Here is a 16,112-nt window from a genome sequence, read left to right on the forward strand (position 1 = left end):
TTCATCAATAAGTCTTTTATCCAGCAAAATGGCCATCATCAAACTATCAGCAATAGAACGCAGGCGCTTACAGGCGTTTGTTACGTGTTTGGTAGTTGCCATTGTTGCCTGGCTGTTCACATCATTATCCAACCCTTACAGGTACACAGTTAAGCAGGTGATTATATTTAAGAATGCACCTTTAAAACGTGCGTTCCATCCGTTGCAATCTGATACGATCGATGCCATTGTGCAGGGCACCGGGTGGGAAATGCTTTTTTCAAAAATGAACGCCGGTCAAAAACCAGTAAGTGTAGATCTGCATACCCTGGAGACAAAGGATTTTATTGTATTGAACACCCAGCTTAAACAAATCAACCTTAAAAAGGAACTGAACCACCAGATAATCGGCTTTAACCCCGATACGCTTTTTTTTGATTTTAGTAACCGGACAGTAAAGCGGGTGCCGGTTCAACTGGTGAGCGCCATAAAATTTCAAAAACAGTTTGCCCAGTCAGACAACGTTACTATTAAACCTGCCTATGTGACCATTAGCGGCCCGGCAGTTACCCTGGCCGGCATCAAGGTGTGGAAAACAGATTCTGTTAAATTGAATAACATCAATGAAAGTTTTAGCTCGCGCGTTAATTTGCAAAAGGCTAAAGAAGGCAATCTGGATATTTTGCCCAAAACCGTAACGGTAAATATCCCGATAGACGAGTTTACCGAAAAATCGATGAACATTCCGGTGAAGCTGATCAATAATAATAACTATTATGATGTTAAGATCTTTCCGCAAAAGGTAAGGGTTACGTTCACCACATCGCTCACCAACTATCCCGAAGCTAACGAGGATGACTTTGAGGCCGTGGCCGATCTGGACAAATGGCGGCTTAACGGTTACCGTGTGCTGCCTGTAAAACTTACCAGGCTGCCATCGTACAGCAAAATTGTGAAGATAGAACCGCAGAATATAGATTTCATCGTCAAAAAGTAATGTTTAAAGTAGGCATAACCGGTAATATAGGCAGTGGTAAAACAACCGTTTGCAAAGTATTTGAAGTGCTGGGCGTCCCCGTGTTTTATGCAGATGATGAAGCTAAAAAAGTGATGGTGCAGGATGAATTATTAATTGCCGGCATCAGGAAGGCATTTGGTAACGAAGCCTATTTTGAAGATGAATCTTTAAACCGCAAACATATAGCCGGTATTGTTTTTAACAACCCTGTTGAACTGGCTAAGCTTAATGCCCTGGTGCACCCTGCCGTATTTAGGGCCTTTGATAAATGGGTGGCCCGGTTTGCAAACCAGGTGCCTTATGTAATGAAGGAAGCAGCTTTGCTTTTCGAGAGTGATTCTTACAAAATGTGCGACAGGTCGTTAATGGTATCTGCACCCTTGGATCTTCGGATCCAGCGTGTTATCCAACGTGATGGCATAACTGCGGATGAGGTTAAAAGCCGCGAAGCCAGGCAATTGACAGAAGATAAGAAACGCAGTTTAGCGAACGACCTGGTAATAAATGACGATACGCAGTTTGTAATACCACAAGTGCTGGCGCTGCATGAGCGCTACGTTACTCTTGCCCTTGATAAATGATCTTAGATGATTTCTTAGTTTTTGACGCCAACGGTTTATACTGTAAGTATGCCGATTTTTATCTGGATCCGAAGCAGCCTGTAAACCGTGCCGTTATTAGCCATGCCCATGCAGACCATGCGGTGAGCGGCAACCAGCATATTTATGTTACCGAAGCCACGCTTGCCTTTATGCAGTTGCGTTACGGCAAAAACGCGGGTAAGGTTATTACAACAGCCGCGTACAATGCGCCATTTACGATAGGCGATGTGCAGGTTACGTTTATCCCGGCAGGCCATATGCCGGGCTCCGCGCAAATTTTGATGGAATATAATGGGATCAGGTATCTGTACACGGGCGACTATAAATTACAACCCGACAAAACCTGCGAGCCTTACCAGTTCGTAAAAGCTGATGTGCTGATCACCGAAAGCACCTTTGCCGATCCGGAAGTGCTGCATCCCGATCCGGTAGAAGAGATCAAAAAGCTGAACGATATTAAATTAAATATCTTGTTAGGTGCTTATAGCCTGGGAAAAAGTCAGCGGCTGATAAGGATGATTAACGATCATGCTCCGCAGAAAAAAATTCTGGTACATCACCGCATTATGCCTATCAACGCTATATATCAAAAGATGGGTTTTGAGTTGGGTAACCACCAGATCTACGGGCGCAAATTGATGAAAACGCAGGAGGAGTGGGTATACATTGTACCGCCTTTCACCTTCGATAGTTATGTGAGGGCAACAGGGGTGAAAAGATTATTTGCTTCGGGCTGGAAAAACCTGCAGGTTAACGCGCAGGATACGCTTTTTATATCAGATCATGCCGATTGGAACGATATCATCGAAACCGTTAAACAAACCGCGCCAAAGCAGATCTGGACATTGCATGGCAACGGCACGCATCTTAAAAATTATTTCAATAGTAGTATTTTTGTGAAATTGCTGAATTGATGCTGCAAGAAAACGTAGACTATTATATTAACGAAGATGGTAACTTTGTTTTCACAAAAACGTATCACCTAAAAAGGGGGTACTGCTGTAAAAACAAGTGCCTGCACTGCCCCTGGAATTACGGCCGCGAAAAGCCCGCCGATAAAACAAAAGATAAATAATTATATTTGCAGGCATTCATCAAAACAATGGGGATAGAAGAAGATATCAAAAGCACCAATTTTGAAGATAACTACCATAAGGCGGTTATCAATCTCAACTATACATATGGTTGGATGAATAATTATATGCGCCCCGAGTTTGAAAAATACAAGCTTACCCAGCAGCAATTTAACATTCTGCGTATTTTACGCGGCCAGTTCCCCAAGCCGGCCACTGTTAACCTGCTTAAGGAGCGAATGATCGATAAAATGTCTGATGCATCGCGTATTGTAGACAGGCTTGTTCAAAAAGGACTGGTGTCTCGCTGTACCAATAGCCGCGACCGCCGCGCTGTGGATATCCGCATCAGCGATGAAGGGCTGGAGATCCTTACCAAAATGGATGTAACCTTTAAAACCAAGGACCTGTTTAAACAAAACCTTACCGAGGAAGAAGCCGGTAAATTAAGCGACCTGCTGGATAAGATGCGGGGTTAATCTTAAGTCAAAGCTGAAAGTGAAAAGTCAAAAATATTAGAGCGTTTGTGCAATCAATCGCTTTTTTTTATGGCGTTAATTCGCTCCCTCTGGGAGGTTAGGGAGGGGTTCGCCAGTTAGCAGGTCAAACGCTCACGCCGCAAACCTTGGTTGTAATTTCCTAAACCCAACGGCAAAAAGCCACCCTACCAGCGCGCCATAGATGGCTCCACAAGTAACATCAACCGGAAAATGTACGCCTACATAAACCTGTGCAAAGCAAATAATGGCAGCCCAAAAGAGCAGGACGGGTACTACCCAGGGCCATCTCTTATAAAATAGGCAGCTCAAAAAAACAGCAATGGCAAAATGATCGGTAGCGTGGGTGGATGGGAAACTGTAGCCGGTTCCGCAAGGCACCCTGCTGATCACTGTTTGTGAAGTAACTATATCCCGGCAGGGGCGTAGCCGCTGTACTTGTTTTTTGATAAGGCTGGCGCTGGTAAAGTCGGCAAACCCTGCCGACAGGCATAGCATTAGAATCAAAACCAACCCTTGCTTACGGTACCGCCAGATGCAGAAACCGATAATAAAGACATACAGCGGAATCCAGAATTTAGGGTTGCGCATTAACGGCATCAGCCAGTCGAAAAAATTATTGGACATGCCCTGGTTGATCAGATAGAAGAGGTGCCTGTCTAATTTTAAAAGCTGTTCTGGCATTGTTTTATTTGAAAAAGGTTCAAAAATCCGCAGATAACGTATTATTACCAGCAGGCAGATAGCAAATATAGGCAATATAGTCGCGGTTCAACGGCATGCAATTTTACATTGCTATCGCTTAAATATTGTTATTTTTGCTGCTTAATTATCTATAGAACTTTGACACTAATAAAATCAATTTCAGGCATACGGGGTACTATTGGCGGTGCTGCCGGCGAGGGCCTTACCCCGTTGGATATCGTAAAATTTACTTCGGCTTTTGGCAGTTGGGCGGTAAAGCGCTCGGGGCTTAAAAAAATTGTATTGGGCCGTGATGCGCGCTTATCCGGTACTATGGTGAACAACCTTGTGATTGGTACCCTGCAGGGATTGGGTATCGATGTTATCGACTTGGGCCTGTCAACCACGCCAACCGTAGAGGTTGCCGTACCTGATGAAAAAGCTGCCGGCGGTATTATCCTTACAGCCAGCCACAACCCCAAACAATGGAATGCTTTAAAATTATTGAATGAGAATGGTGAATTCATCAGCGATACGGATGGCAAAGAAGTGTTAGATATTGCAGAAAGCAGCGATTTTATTTATGCCGATGTAAACGACCTGGGCACCATAACCAATGATGATACTTATCTGCAAAAGCATATCGACAAAATACTGGCTTTGCCTTTGGTTGATGTGGAGGCTATCGCCAAAGCTGATTTTAAGGTGGTTATAGATTGCGTTAATTCTACAGGTGGTATCTTTGTACCTGCCTTGCTTAAGGCATTGGGCGTTAATACCGTACATGAGCTCTATTGCGAGCCCAACGGCAATTTCCCGCATAACCCCGAACCCCTGCCGGAGAACTTGATTGCCCTGTCGCAGGAGGTAGTGAAGAAAAAGGCTGATCTGGGTATAGCCGTTGATCCGGATGTTGACCGTCTTTGTTTTGTTAACGAAGATGGCAGTATGTTTGGCGAAGAATACACCCTGGTGGCGGTGGCCGATTATGTATTGAAGAATACCCCGGGCAATACGGTATCTAACCTGTCGTCGACCCGTGCTTTGCGCGATGTTACCGAAAGTGCAGGTGGTGAGTACCATGCTGCAGCCGTTGGCGAGGTGAATGTAGTGAATAAGATGAAGGAGGTTAACGCCATTATAGGTGGCGAGGGCAACGGCGGCGTTATCTATCCCGAACTGCACTACGGACGCGACGCTCTGGCAGGTATCGCCCTGTTTTTAACTCACCTGGCTAAATTCGGCAAACCGGTATCTGTACTTAAGGCATCTTACCCAAATTACTTTATATCGAAGAATAAGATCACCTTAACGCCCGAAATGGACATCGATGCGCTGCTACTTAAGGTTGAAGAGAAATATAACAAGCAACCGCATTCTACCATCGATGGACTAAAAATCGAATTCGACAAAGAATGGGTACATTTGCGAAAATCGAATACCGAGCCTATTATCCGCATTTATTCTGAAGGTAATTCAGAAACAGTTGCCAATAGCCTGGCCAATAAGATAATAACAGATATTAAAGAAATTTTGAATTTAAACGAATAGTTAGAGAAATGTCCGAAAGTCGTGAAGATGGAAGTCCGAAAGACAGGAAGTCCTGATGGCAAAAACTAATCTCTATTCAACTACTCACTAATAACTACCCCAATGCGTGTTTACTTTGATAATGCAGCTACTACCGCCCTTGATCCTGATGTTTTAAAGGAAATGTATAAAGTAATGGAAACACAGTTTGGTAATCCATCGTCTATACATGCTCATGGCCGCGAAGTACGCACCCTTATCGAACGGTCCCGTAAAACCATTGCCGGGTTATTGCATACATCACCCGCCGAAATATTTTTTACCAGCGGCGGCACCGAGGCCGATAATACCGCCATCCGTTGTGGCATCATTGATCATAAAATTACCCATGCCATCACCACTAAACTGGAGCACCATGCGGTTATCCATACCCTGCAATCAATGGAAAAAGCAGGTGTTATCAAACTAAGCTACGTTAACGTAGATGCCAAAGGCAACCTGGATTACGACCACCTGGAAACATTGCTTAAAGAAAATGAGCGCAGTTTTGTATCGCTGATGCATGCCAATAACGAATTGGGTACCCTTACCGATATTGAGCGCGTAGGCGACCTTTGCGAGGCCTACAACGCGTTATTTCATAGCGATACCGTGCAGACTGTTGGTCATTACAAACACGATTTGAGTAAGCTTAAAGTGCATTTTATGGTTTGCGCGGCACACAAGCTGCATGGCCCTAAAGGTGTGGGCTTTTTACATATCAACCATAAGGTTAAGATCAATCCGATGATATACGGTGGATCGCAGGAGCGCAACATGCGCGGCGGTACCGAAAATGTTTACGGTATAGCCGGCCTTGCCAAAGCTTTGGATATGGCATACAGTGAGATGGACACACATCAGGCATATATACAGGAACTTAAATCATATATGAAGGCTAAATTGGAGCAGGATGTGCCCGGTGTAAGCTTCAACGGCGAAACCGACCCGGAAAAAAGCCTTTACACGGTACTTAATGTTTCCTTCCCCGAGATGGAGATGGCGGATATGCTGTTGTTTAACCTGGATATTGCCGGTATTTCGGCATCGGGCGGCAGCGCATGCAGCTCGGGCACGGATATCGGGTCGCACGTGTTGACCGCTATTGGCGCCAATCCCGACAGGCCATCAGTCAGGTTCTCTTTTTCTAAGTATAATACTAAAGAGGAAGTGGATTATACCGTTGCCAAATTAAAGGACCTGTGCATGGTGAGCGCATAATTTGAAACTAAATTTCCGGCCTGTTAATTTGTGGCAGCGTTTTTGATTGTTTATTAAGCAACAATTAAAAACTATAACCATGGAAAGCAACGAAAGAGATCCGGAATACACTCCAAATATCAACCCGAACGAAAACCCTGAAGAGCAACAGTCACATAACGAAGATGGCGCGGAATATCACCGCCAGCCAGAGCAGGAGCAACAGCAGGAAGGTGCCGATACATCATACAGCGAGTCTAACGATGTAACGCCGCCAAATCCTCATGAGTTCCCATCGGTAGGTGTGGCTACTAAAACAGATTTTGCCAGCCGCCCACACGGCCGTACAACCGGCAGGATGGTAGGCCATGAACCAGGCACTGAAGGTATTTAAGCCCTTTTAAATTTTAATTTACAGAAAAAGCCATTCGTTAAACTGACGAATGGCTTTTTTGATTTGTGCGCTGTGATAACAATGACCATAAGCCATTGCTGCGTGAGTAAGGTCATGGTGCGCTGTGGAACGATAGCTCGAATGCATTACAAGCTCAGCCTTACCCTATGCTTCTTTATTTTAACCCGTAATTTAAGTAACCACCATCTGCTACTATCTCCGTGCCTGTAATAAAGCTGGCAGCGTCAGAAGACAGGAACAATACCGTTTGTGCGATCTCATCCGGATCGCCCAGACGTTGCATTGCTGTGGCTGCAGCCAGATGTGGTTTTGCTTCCGCAGGTACTGCATATTCCAACCCTGGAGTTTGAACCGGTCCCGGACTGACAATATTCACCCGGATCTTGCGGTCGGCCAGTTCATTTGCTGCGATCTGCGCGATTTTATTTAATGCACCTTTAGTTGCCGAGTATACACTGGCTCCTAAATTTGAAGCTGTTGCTACCGTTGAAGATGTAAACACTACAGCGGCACCATTGGCCAAATGAGGGATCAGTTTCTGCAGGGTAAACAGATGGCCTTTAACATTAGTATTAAACTGCGCGTCAAAATCTGCTTCGGTTACCTGTTCAATCGGTGTAAATACCGCTATGCCGGCATTTAAAAATAGCACATCTAATTTCGCTCCGTTGTCTGCAACTGCTTTTTCCAGGATTGCGATCTCTGCCAATTTCGATGTGTCAGAAACTACCGTTTTCAATTTAGGACTGTTGATATCGTCTGCTGCTTTTTGCAGGTTCTCCGCATTTCTGCCTGTGATCCAAACGTTTGCGCCTGCATTAATAAATGCTTTTGCGGTTGCCAGGCCGATACCAGTTGTTCCGCCTGTTATAACTACATTTTTATCTGTAAAATTCATTTTGATTTGTTTTTATTTCGCTGCAAATCTAAGTCAAGTAAATTTATTTTAGTTACTTTGTAACTAAAAGTAACAGTAACTTTTGGGTAACAAGGTAACTTATGGCAGATAACACATGTTATATCGGGCACAAAAAAGAAATAATGGCTGTCCACGACGCGATGGACGTGCTGAGCGGTAAATGGAAGATCTCTATTATCTCATCGATTTGTTACTATAACGAGAGAAGGTTTTCTGATATCCTGACTGATGTAAACGGCATATCAAATAAAATGCTAAGCAAGGAGTTAAAGGAGCTCGAAATTAACAAACTCATTAAACGCACGGTGGTAGATGCGCAACCGGTAACGGTTAAATATAACCTAACCGAGTACGGCAGAACATTACAAACCATAATTAACAACCTTGCAGATTGGGGTATGGAACACCGAAAAGTAATTACCGGTAAATAGTAGAAAGCGCGGCTGCATCGCTTTGGCAAAGAATACAACGTTAGGCATTCCCGCGCCCTTGAACGAGTTTAGGGCAACTCTATGAATTAGCTATTCAAGCTCTAAAAAAGGTTTGGCACAAAAAAGGCCATCCTTACAGATGGCCTTTACAATATCTTATCAATTCAACCTAAACCAGCGATTCGGATTTTTCAATCGGAGCAGGAGGGACGGCCAGCATTTTCAGGAATGAAGCCAGTTTCTCCTTCATTTCGCGGCGGTCAACAATAAAATCAAGGAAACCGTGCTCCTGTACAAACTCGGCAGTTTGGAAGCCTTTCGGTAAATCTTTTTTAATCGTTTCTTTAATCACCCTTGGGCCGGCAAAGCCTATCAGCGCGCCCGGTTCGGCAATGTTGATATCGCCCAGCATGGCGTATGATGCTGTAACACCGCCTGTAGTTGGGTCAGTCAATAAAGAGATATAAGGGACTTTGGCCTGGCTTAATAAAGCCAGCTTTGCTGACGTTTTGGCCATCTGCATTAAAGAGAATGCCGCCTCCATCATACGGGCACCACCCGATTTAGAGATCATCAGGAAAGGGACTTTGTTAGCGATACTGTAATCTATCGAACGGGCAATCTTTTCGCCCACTACAGATCCCATAGATCCACCGATGAAATTAAAATCCATACAGGCTATCATTACTTCCTGGCCGTTCATTTTGCCATGGGCAGCCCTAATGGCATCCTGCAAGCCGGTTTTCTTTTGTGTTTCGGCAACACGGTCGGTATATTTTTTACTGTCGGTAAAGTTTAAAGGGTCGCCGCTATGCAGGTTGCTAAACAGTTCGGTAAACTGGTTATCATCAAACAAAACCGAAAAATATTCTTTGGAGCCGATGCGCAGGTGGAAACCACAGTAGTGACAAACGTATTGGTTTTCAACCTGTTCTGAGTAGTGTAAAGGTTTCTTACAATTGGGGCACTTGTTCCAGATGCCGTCAGGCGCTTCCTTCTTCTCCTCAGTAGTCGTAATTATCCCCTTATTTTCTCGCTTAAACCACGCCATATCTATTTCTAAGTCTTTCAAGTATTGCAAAGAAACGAAAAAAGGTTGTAATTGTTGGGAGCGGCTTTAAAAGTTTAAAGCGCTGAAAGCTTTCAAGATCGCGAAATTTTAAACGTTAAAAGAGATAAGCAACAGGCGAAGCATACGGGCGGCTTCTCATCGGCTTGCCGAACTGCAAAAACCTATCCGGTACCGGCTCAAAGGTTTACAAAGCGCGGCGTTGACACAATCGCTGCGAGTTTTATAATTTTTCCAACTTTTAGCAAGCTTAACATCCTTAACTTTTCAACTATTTTTATAACTTCGAGGCCCAAACAAACGCACATGGATTTAAAAAATTATAAAGGCGTACTGCACGGCGATCAGGTGCAGGAGCTATTTGAAGCAGCTAAAAAGCACCAGTTTGCATTGCCTGCGGTAAACGTTATCGGCACAAACACCATAAATGCCGTAATGGAAACAGCAAAGGCTGTTAATTCACCGGTAATTATCCAGTTATCCAACGGCGGCGCGCAGTTCTATGCGGGTAAATCGTTAGATAATTCGCAATTACAGGCCTGCATTTTAGGTGGTGTATCTGCAGCAAAGCACGTGCATTTACTGGCCGAGCATTATGGTATTGCGGTTATTTTACATACCGATCATGCTGCTAAAAAGTTACTTCCATGGATTGACGGTTTGTTAACGCATGGAGAGAAATTCTTTGCCGAAACAGGCAAGCCGTTGTTCTCATCGCACATGCTTGACCTTTCTGAAGAGCCGATTGAAGAAAACATCGAGATATCAGCCAAATATTTAGAACGCATGGCCAAAATGGGCATGACTGTTGAAATTGAATTAGGTGTTACCGGCGGCGAAGAAGACGGCGTTGATAACAGCGACGTAGATAGCTCACGCCTGTATACGCAGCCGGAAGAGGTTGCTTACGCTTACGAAGAATTATCTAAAGTTAGCCCGCGCTTTACTATCGCCGCGGCATTTGGTAACGTACACGGCGTGTACAAGCCGGGCAACGTAAAGCTGCAGCCGGTTATATTACATAACTCACAAGAGTTTTTGAAAGAAAAACATAGCCTTACTGCCGATAAGCCGATCAACTTTGTATTCCATGGTGGTTCTGGTTCAAGCCAGGAAGAAATTCGCGAGGCGATATCATACGGTGCCATCAAAATGAATATCGATACCGACATGCAGTGGGCATTTTGGGAAGGTATCCGCGATTACTACCAGGCTAAAGAAGGCTATCTGCAAACACAGATCGGCAGCCCGGATGGTGAAGATTCGCCAAACAAAAAATATTACGATCCACGGGTATGGTTACGCAAAGCTGAAGAAACCTTCGTGGCAAGGCTTAAAGAAGCTTTTGGTGATCTTAACTGTATCGACGTTAACAGTAAACTATAAGCTTACAGAGCGAACAGGAATAAAAAGCGCTGATGTTAATAACATTAGCGCTTTTTTCAGGTTATTAGGTAATTACACGCAGGTTTATGGCTAAAAGTAAAAAAAATCTATTCGAAAAGTTTGCAAACTGGGCTACTGCAGCAACAGGAAGTTCGGCAGCTTTTATCATCGCGATAGTTACCATATTGGTGTGGTTGGTAACCGGCCCCATCTTTAAATATTCTGATACCTGGCAGCTGATCATCAACACGGGTACAACCATCATCACATTTTTAATGGTGTTTTTGATCCAAAAATCGCAAAATAAAGATTCGAAGGCAGTGCACCTGAAATTGAATGAGCTGCTGGCCTCGCACCAGGGCGCCAGTAACCGGATGGTAAACATTGAAGACCTTACCGAGAAGGAACTGGACCAGCTGACTAAATTTTATGTTAAACTATCTAACCTGGCCGAGAAAGAGGACGATATTACCTGCACACACTCGATAGACGCTGCCGAGGAAAACCACAACATTAAACAGACCGGGTACCAGACTAAAACGCACTACCAGAATGCTATCAAAGATAGAAGTAAGAAAGGTAAATAACGATGCCGACCTGCAGGCGGCCTTTGCCATACGGCACCAGGTATTGGTGGTAGAAACCAATTGCCCGCCGCATTTAGAGCGCGGAAATGAAGATGTATCTCACCATTTTTTGGCAACCGTTGATGGCCAACCCGCCGGGGCAGCCCGCTGGCGCAAAACGGAAAACGGGTACAAGCTGGAGCGTTTCGCTGTACTATCGCAGTTTAGGGGTGGTGTAGGTTCGGCATTAGTAAAGGCGGTATTAGATGACTTGCCTGCCGATGCCGGTTACGTTTACCTGCACGCGCAGACGCCGGCCGTAGGCTTATACAAAAAGTTCGGCTTTATAACCGAAGGCCCGGAGTTTGAGGAAGCGGGGATAAAGCACTACAAGATGGTTAAGGAATAGCACTAAATACTATTCAGCCGTGCCATAACGTACCTGGTTTTCGCAGGATCTAATTTCTTGATATACAGTACATTAAAAATGGCTAATTTATTATCTGCCTGATAATCAGCCTATCACGGTTGTTCACGGTGCTGATGTTGCGTGAACGTGAACACTTGGGGCTTTACTGCCCGAATATCCTGCCCGAGTAATCCATTGCTTCCTGTAATTTGTCCAGGTCAAGGCTAAGGTCGATATTTTGATGCAGCAGGTAAGCGATCAGGTTTTCGGTCGCGATATTGCCGGTCAGGTTATCCTTAGCCATTGGGCAGCCACCATAACCCTTTAACGCTACGTCGAATTTATTGCAGCCGCTTTCGTAAGCCGCCGCTACCTTTTCCTGCCAGGTATCGGGGGTAGAGTGGAGGTGCAAACCAAATTGTACGCCTAAAAATTCCTTCGACAAAGCAGGATACAGTGTAGTGATCTGCTCCGGCGTTGCAATGCCAACGGTATCAGATAGGGCTATGTTGTAGATACCTTCGGCAACCAAACGTTCTGTCCACTGCTGCACAATTTCGGCACTCCATACGTCCCCGTAGGGGTTGCCGAATCCCATAGACAGGTAGATCAACGGAATTTTGTTTTTATTGGCGCAAAGGGCTGCTATTTGCTTCACAACATCAAATGACTGTTCGATACCTGAGTTGGTATTACGCTGTTGAAAGGTTTCTGATATCGACAAGGGGAACCCAAGGTAAGTAATCTCCTCATGACCGGCGGCATCCTCAGCTCCCCTGTAATTAGCAACTATTGCCAATAATTTCGACCGTGTTTTAGTAAGGTCGAGCTTACTTAACACTTCGGCAGTATCCCGCATTTGCGGAATTGCTTTCGGTGATACGAAACTGCCAAAATCAATGGTATCAAAGCCAACTTGTAAGAGCAGGTTGATGTATGCCGCCTTAACTTCAGTTGGCACGAAATTGTGCAAGCCCTGCATAGCATCGCGCGGGCACTCGGTTATGTGTATGGTTTGGGGCATGATTAATCCGGTGTACTTACCTGCTCGTCTTTTTGATTAAGCTCCTCGCGCTTAAAGTTACGGATGATCAGCCTGCTGCCGCCATTATAAGTGACATAGCTGGACACCCAGTTAATAAATACAATGACACGGTTACGCCCACCCATTAACGATATCAGGTGCACAAACATCCATATCAGCCAGGCAAAAAAGCCCTGTGTTTTAAATTTACCTATGTCGGCAATCGCTTTGTTACGGCCAATGGTTGCTAACGAACCTTTGTCGTTATATTTAAACGGTTGTGGCTGCTCGGCACGTAACAGCCTTATAATGTTTTTGCCCATAGTATCGCCCATCTGTATGGCTACCTGTGCCACACCGGGATGACCTTTAGGGGTTTCGTCGGTAATCATGGCTGCAACATCACCAATAGCAAATACATTCTGGCTGCCCTGCATGCGCAAAACATTATCTACTCTTATACGGTTGCCGCGCTCAATGGCATCCTTAGCCACACCTTCGGGCACTACACCCTGTACGCCGGCGCTCCAGATCACATTTTTAGTTTTGATGCTTTTGCCGCCTTCAAATTTAATCTCTTCGCCATTGTAGCTTTCAACCTTTACATTCAACAGCAGTTCAACACCCATTCCGGTCAGATAGTCCTGCGCACCTTTTGATCCTTCGTCAGAAAAAGGACCCAATACCTTGGGTAAAAAATCTACCAGGTAAACCTTCATTTCTTCTTTTGAAAGTTCAGGATAATCTTTATTAAGCACATGGTTACGCAATTCCGCCAACGATCCTGCAAGCTCTACACCGGTAGGGCCTGCGCCAACCAATACAAATGACAGGTAAGGTGCTCGTTCTTCCTTAGAAGGCTTTAAAATAGCCTCCTCCAGGTTCTGTAGCACCAGGTAACGCAGGTTCAGCGCCTCGGGGATAGATTTCATCGGCATGGCATAATGCTCTATCTCTTTATTGCCGAAAAAGTTGGTAGTTGAGCCGGTAGCGATAACCAGGTAATCATATTTGATCTGCCCGATCGTGGTGTCAATTGAGTTGGCTGCCGTATCGACATGAGTAACTTCGGTATTACGGAAACGAAGGTTCTTTTGGCCTTCGAAATTCTTACGTAGCGAAAAGGCAATCGACTCCGCTTCTAAACTACCCGTGGCTACCTGGTATAACAGCGGTTGGAATGTATGGTAATTATGTTTGTCTATCAGTATTATTTCAACGGGTTTGTCTGCCAGTTGCTTGGCCACCTGTATGCCGCCAAAACCGCCGCCTATAATTACAACAGTTGGAAATTTAGATTGATCTGTATTGCTCATTACAGTAGATTTTTAGTATTCCTTAAAGGAATGTTTTTAAAGCCAGCCGTTTTTGCAAACGGTTGGTTAAGTACACTGATTAGTAAACAAAAAAGGCTCCAAATGTTCTTTGGAGCCTTTAAATTAATATCAGATGTTATTATCTCAGGTCTTTCTTTCCAAAGTCGATAATTACCGGGGTAGCTACACAAATAGACGAGTAGGTACCGAAGATAACACCGATTAACAATGCGAACGAGAAACCACGGATAACATCACCACCGAAGGCAAACAGCACTACCAATATCATTATCACAGTTAACGCGGTGATAATAGTACGGCTTAGCGTATTGTTAATTGCGTGGTTAATTACCTCTTTAGGGTCATCTGTTTTAGCATGGTGTAGTTCCAGAAACTCGCGGATACGGTCGAACACAACCACAGTATCGTTAATAGAGTAACCGATAACAGTAAGCAATGCTGCAATAAATGCCTGGTCGATATCTAAAGAGAATGGTAATACATCCTTAAATAACGAGAAGAAAGATAACACCAGCAATGAATCGTGAGCGGTAGCAATCATCGCACCTAAGCTGAATTGCCATTTGCGGAAACGGATCAGAATATATGCAGAGATAACGATGATGGCGATAATGATAGTCCACTTCGCAGAAGCTTTAACCTCATTAGCGATGGTAGCTTCAACCTTTTGGTGGCTCAAAATCTGGCTTGCGTTTATCTTTGTGGCCGGGTTAGAGGCTAATGCCTTTAACAGAGCAGCTTCAACTTTATCATCTGCAGTTGGTGAGTTATCATTGATCAGGTAGTTAGTATTAATGCTGATCTTGTCTGAACCGTAAGTTTTAACTTCGGTACCACGGCCCAACACCTGGTCTACAGCCTCATGAACCTGGCCTGTAGTAACACCATTATTAAACTTAACAACGTAAGTGTGGCCACCGCCAAAATCAACACCGTAGTTAAAACCACGGGTTATCATAGATACCAAACCGGCTGCTATGAAGATACCAGAGAATGCGTAAAATTTGAAACGGTTTTTAACAAAGCCGTAGTTTGCGTTTTTAAAAGTATGTGAGCTCCATGGACGTGAGAACTTGATATCCCAGCCTCTTTCTAACATGAATTCAAAGATCAACCTGGAGATCAGCAATGAACAGAACAGGGTAGTTACGATACCGATCATCAGCGTAGTTGCAAAACCCTGGATAGGGCCTGAACCGAACAGGAATAAAATAACACCTGTAAGGAAAGTACTGATGTTGGCATCAAGGATAGATGGTAAAGCATGTTTAAAACCATCGGCAATGGCAATACGTAACGATTTGCCTAAACCAAGCTCTTCGCGCACACGTTCATAAACCAATACGTTAGCATCAACCGCAACACCCAAAATCAGGATGATACCTGCAATACCCGGTAAGGTTAATACCGCACGTAAGCTGATCAAAACACCCATCAAAAAGAATACGTTAACCAGTACTGCTACTACAGCAACTGTACCTGCACGATTGTAATAGGCTATCATAAAGATCAAGATCACAACCAAGCCCAGAATACATGAAAGCAAACCTGCGCTGATAGCTTCCTGCCCTAATGACGGGCCAACTACAGCCTCGCCAATGATACGGGCGGGGGCCGGTAAGCGGCCTGCTTTTAATACGTTGGCTAAATCTTTCGTATCTTCTAAAGTGAAGTTACCACCAGATATAGATGATACCCCGCCAGAAATTTCGTTTTGTACGTTTGGTGCAGAGTACACGTTATCATCTAACACGATAGCGATAGCTCTTTTTTGCGCACCTGCAGATGCTTCGGCAGTAACGGTTTTCCATTTTTGGGCACCTTGCGAATTCATGTACATGGTAACTTCATAACCGCCTTTAAGCTGGTCAACATCGTTACGCGCATCATTGATCACATCACCGGATAATACGGGTCCGTTTTCTGCACCGGCT

The 16,112-nt window shown here is 44.5% G+C and carries 18 protein-coding genes; 12 read left to right on the forward strand and 6 right to left on the reverse strand.

Translation table 11 applies throughout. The features are described from left to right. Positions 1-28: 28 nt before the first annotated feature. The 5 genes from ACE5CV_RS11570 to ACE5CV_RS11590 are packed head-to-tail and all read left to right on the forward strand — an operon-like array spanning position 29 to position 3,151. On the forward strand, positions 29-976 hold the full coding sequence (locus tag ACE5CV_RS11570; protein ID WP_374950333.1) for a CdaR family protein: 948 nt from the start codon (positions 29-31) through the stop codon (positions 974-976). After that, entirely contained in the window at positions 976-1,578 is a 603-nt protein-coding gene (gene coaE / locus ACE5CV_RS11575) for a dephospho-CoA kinase (RefSeq protein ID WP_374950334.1), read from the forward strand. The genes ACE5CV_RS11570 and coaE overlap by 1 nt, the downstream gene beginning before the upstream one ends. Then, positions 1,575-2,513, forward strand: a complete 939-nt coding sequence (locus tag ACE5CV_RS11580) for an MBL fold metallo-hydrolase (RefSeq protein WP_374950335.1) — start codon at positions 1,575-1,577, stop codon at positions 2,511-2,513. Before coaE ends, ACE5CV_RS11580 begins: the two co-directional genes overlap by 4 nt. Continuing rightward, a complete protein-coding gene (locus tag ACE5CV_RS11585; protein ID WP_374950336.1) occupies positions 2,513-2,674 on the forward strand; it encodes a DUF5522 domain-containing protein in 162 nt (53 codons plus the stop codon). Before ACE5CV_RS11580 ends, ACE5CV_RS11585 begins: the two co-directional genes overlap by 1 nt. A 27-nt stretch (positions 2,675-2,701) precedes the next feature. Beyond that, the gene (locus ACE5CV_RS11590) at positions 2,702-3,151 is read left to right on the forward strand and encodes a MarR family winged helix-turn-helix transcriptional regulator (protein ID WP_374950337.1); all 450 of its coding nucleotides are present in this window, start codon (positions 2,702-2,704) and stop codon (positions 3,149-3,151) included. A 132-nt stretch (positions 3,152-3,283) separates the two neighbouring features. Here ACE5CV_RS11590 and ACE5CV_RS11595 read toward each other — a convergent pair whose 3' ends face one another. Next, positions 3,284-3,853 (reverse strand): phosphatase PAP2 family protein, encoded by a 570-nt coding sequence (locus tag ACE5CV_RS11595; protein WP_374950338.1) that lies wholly within the window; start codon positions 3,851-3,853, stop codon positions 3,284-3,286. Positions 3,854-4,012: 159 nt separating this feature from the next. Here ACE5CV_RS11595 and glmM point away from each other — a divergent pair, with 159 nt between their 5' ends. The 3 genes from glmM to ACE5CV_RS11610 all read left to right on the forward strand — a co-directional run bounded on the left by glmM (position 4,013) and on the right by ACE5CV_RS11610 (position 7,016). Then, positions 4,013-5,404 carry a phosphoglucosamine mutase gene (gene glmM / locus ACE5CV_RS11600; protein ID WP_374950339.1) on the forward strand — a complete coding sequence of 464 codons (1,392 nt, stop codon included), beginning with the start codon at positions 4,013-4,015 and terminating at the stop codon, positions 5,402-5,404. Positions 5,405-5,506: 102 nt separating this feature from the next. Next, entirely contained in the window at positions 5,507-6,643 is a 1,137-nt protein-coding gene (locus ACE5CV_RS11605; RefSeq protein ID WP_374950340.1) for a cysteine desulfurase family protein, read from the forward strand. Between the two features lie 79 nt (positions 6,644-6,722). Next, a complete protein-coding gene (locus ACE5CV_RS11610; protein WP_374950341.1) occupies positions 6,723-7,016 on the forward strand; it encodes a hypothetical protein in 294 nt (97 codons plus the stop codon). A gap of 175 nt (positions 7,017-7,191) precedes the next feature. On the opposite strand, the gene ACE5CV_RS11615 is transcribed toward ACE5CV_RS11610, so the two are convergent. Then, the gene (locus ACE5CV_RS11615; protein WP_374950342.1) at positions 7,192-7,935 is read right to left on the reverse strand and encodes an SDR family oxidoreductase; all 744 of its coding nucleotides are present in this window, start codon (positions 7,933-7,935) and stop codon (positions 7,192-7,194) included. 101 nt (positions 7,936-8,036) lie between these two features. On the opposite strand from ACE5CV_RS11615, the gene ACE5CV_RS11620 reads away from it, so the two are divergent. After that, positions 8,037-8,387: a winged helix-turn-helix transcriptional regulator gene (locus ACE5CV_RS11620; protein WP_374950343.1), complete on the forward strand. Its 351-nt coding sequence runs from the start codon at positions 8,037-8,039 to the stop codon at positions 8,385-8,387. Positions 8,388-8,556: 169 nt separating this feature from the next. Here ACE5CV_RS11620 and accD read toward each other — a convergent pair whose 3' ends face one another. Beyond that, positions 8,557-9,438, reverse strand: a complete 882-nt coding sequence (gene accD, locus ACE5CV_RS11625) for an acetyl-CoA carboxylase, carboxyltransferase subunit beta (RefSeq protein ID WP_374950350.1) — start codon at positions 9,436-9,438, stop codon at positions 8,557-8,559. Between the two features lie 324 nt (positions 9,439-9,762). On the opposite strand from accD, the gene fbaA reads away from it, so the two are divergent. The 3 genes from fbaA (at position 9,763) to ACE5CV_RS11640 (ending at position 11,817) form a co-directional block, all read left to right on the forward strand. Beyond that, positions 9,763-10,842 (forward strand): class II fructose-bisphosphate aldolase, encoded by a 1,080-nt coding sequence (gene fbaA, locus ACE5CV_RS11630; RefSeq protein WP_374950344.1) that lies wholly within the window; start codon positions 9,763-9,765, stop codon positions 10,840-10,842. 86 nt (positions 10,843-10,928) lie between these two features. Then, positions 10,929-11,429, forward strand: a complete 501-nt coding sequence (locus ACE5CV_RS11635) for a low affinity iron permease family protein (protein WP_374950345.1) — start codon at positions 10,929-10,931, stop codon at positions 11,427-11,429. Next, on the forward strand, positions 11,395-11,817 hold the full coding sequence (locus ACE5CV_RS11640; protein ID WP_374950346.1) for a GNAT family N-acetyltransferase: 423 nt from the start codon (positions 11,395-11,397) through the stop codon (positions 11,815-11,817). The genes ACE5CV_RS11635 and ACE5CV_RS11640 overlap by 35 nt, the downstream gene beginning before the upstream one ends. Positions 11,818-11,980: 163 nt before the next feature. Here the strand turns inward: ACE5CV_RS11640 and ACE5CV_RS11645 are convergent, their stop codons facing one another. From ACE5CV_RS11645 to secF, 3 genes are all read right to left on the reverse strand, one after another. After that, on the reverse strand, positions 11,981-12,841 hold the full coding sequence (locus ACE5CV_RS11645; protein WP_374950347.1) for a hydroxymethylglutaryl-CoA lyase: 861 nt from the start codon (positions 12,839-12,841) through the stop codon (positions 11,981-11,983). Between the two features lie 2 nt (positions 12,842-12,843). Then, positions 12,844-14,157, reverse strand: coding sequence for an NAD(P)/FAD-dependent oxidoreductase (locus ACE5CV_RS11650; protein WP_374950348.1), 1,314 nt, complete (start codon positions 14,155-14,157; stop codon positions 12,844-12,846). Between the two features lie 139 nt (positions 14,158-14,296). Then, positions 14,297-16,112: protein translocase subunit SecF (gene secF, locus ACE5CV_RS11655; RefSeq protein WP_374950349.1), on the reverse strand; the 1,816-nt coding region annotated here is incomplete at its 5' end.

It is taken from the genome of Mucilaginibacter sp. (genome assembly GCF_964263795.1).
In the GTDB taxonomy this organism is placed as follows: domain Bacteria; phylum Bacteroidota; class Bacteroidia; order Sphingobacteriales; family Sphingobacteriaceae; genus Mucilaginibacter.

Excerpts from the sequence above, each read along its gene's own strand:
- ACE5CV_RS11650 (WP_374950348.1), bottom strand. The coding sequence starts at position 14,157 with ATGAGCAATACAGATCAATCTAAATTTCCAACTGTTGTAATTATAGGC.
- accD (WP_374950350.1), bottom strand. The coding sequence starts at position 9,438 with ATGGCGTGGTTTAAGCGAGAAAATAAGGGGATAATTACGACTACTGAG.
- ACE5CV_RS11635 (WP_374950345.1), top strand. The coding sequence starts at position 10,929 with ATGGCTAAAAGTAAAAAAAATCTATTCGAAAAGTTTGCAAACTGGGCT.
- coaE (WP_374950334.1), top strand. The coding sequence starts at position 976 with ATGTTTAAAGTAGGCATAACCGGTAATATAGGCAGTGGTAAAACAACC.
- ACE5CV_RS11640 (WP_374950346.1), top strand. The coding sequence starts at position 11,395 with ATGCTATCAAAGATAGAAGTAAGAAAGGTAAATAACGATGCCGACCTG.
- ACE5CV_RS11620 (WP_374950343.1), top strand. The coding sequence starts at position 8,037 with ATGGCAGATAACACATGTTATATCGGGCACAAAAAAGAAATAATGGCT.
- ACE5CV_RS11590 (WP_374950337.1), top strand. The coding sequence starts at position 2,702 with ATGGGGATAGAAGAAGATATCAAAAGCACCAATTTTGAAGATAACTAC.
- ACE5CV_RS11615 (WP_374950342.1), bottom strand. The coding sequence starts at position 7,935 with ATGAATTTTACAGATAAAAATGTAGTTATAACAGGCGGAACAACTGGT.
- ACE5CV_RS11580 (WP_374950335.1), top strand. The coding sequence starts at position 1,575 with ATGATCTTAGATGATTTCTTAGTTTTTGACGCCAACGGTTTATACTGT.
- ACE5CV_RS11570 (WP_374950333.1), top strand. The coding sequence starts at position 29 with ATGGCCATCATCAAACTATCAGCAATAGAACGCAGGCGCTTACAGGCG.
- ACE5CV_RS11610 (WP_374950341.1), top strand. The coding sequence starts at position 6,723 with ATGGAAAGCAACGAAAGAGATCCGGAATACACTCCAAATATCAACCCG.
- ACE5CV_RS11605 (WP_374950340.1), top strand. The coding sequence starts at position 5,507 with ATGCGTGTTTACTTTGATAATGCAGCTACTACCGCCCTTGATCCTGAT.
- ACE5CV_RS11585 (WP_374950336.1), top strand. The coding sequence starts at position 2,513 with ATGCTGCAAGAAAACGTAGACTATTATATTAACGAAGATGGTAACTTT.
- ACE5CV_RS11645 (WP_374950347.1), bottom strand. The coding sequence starts at position 12,841 with ATGCCCCAAACCATACACATAACCGAGTGCCCGCGCGATGCTATGCAG.
- fbaA (WP_374950344.1), top strand. The coding sequence starts at position 9,763 with ATGGATTTAAAAAATTATAAAGGCGTACTGCACGGCGATCAGGTGCAG.
- ACE5CV_RS11595 (WP_374950338.1), bottom strand. The coding sequence starts at position 3,853 with ATGCCAGAACAGCTTTTAAAATTAGACAGGCACCTCTTCTATCTGATC.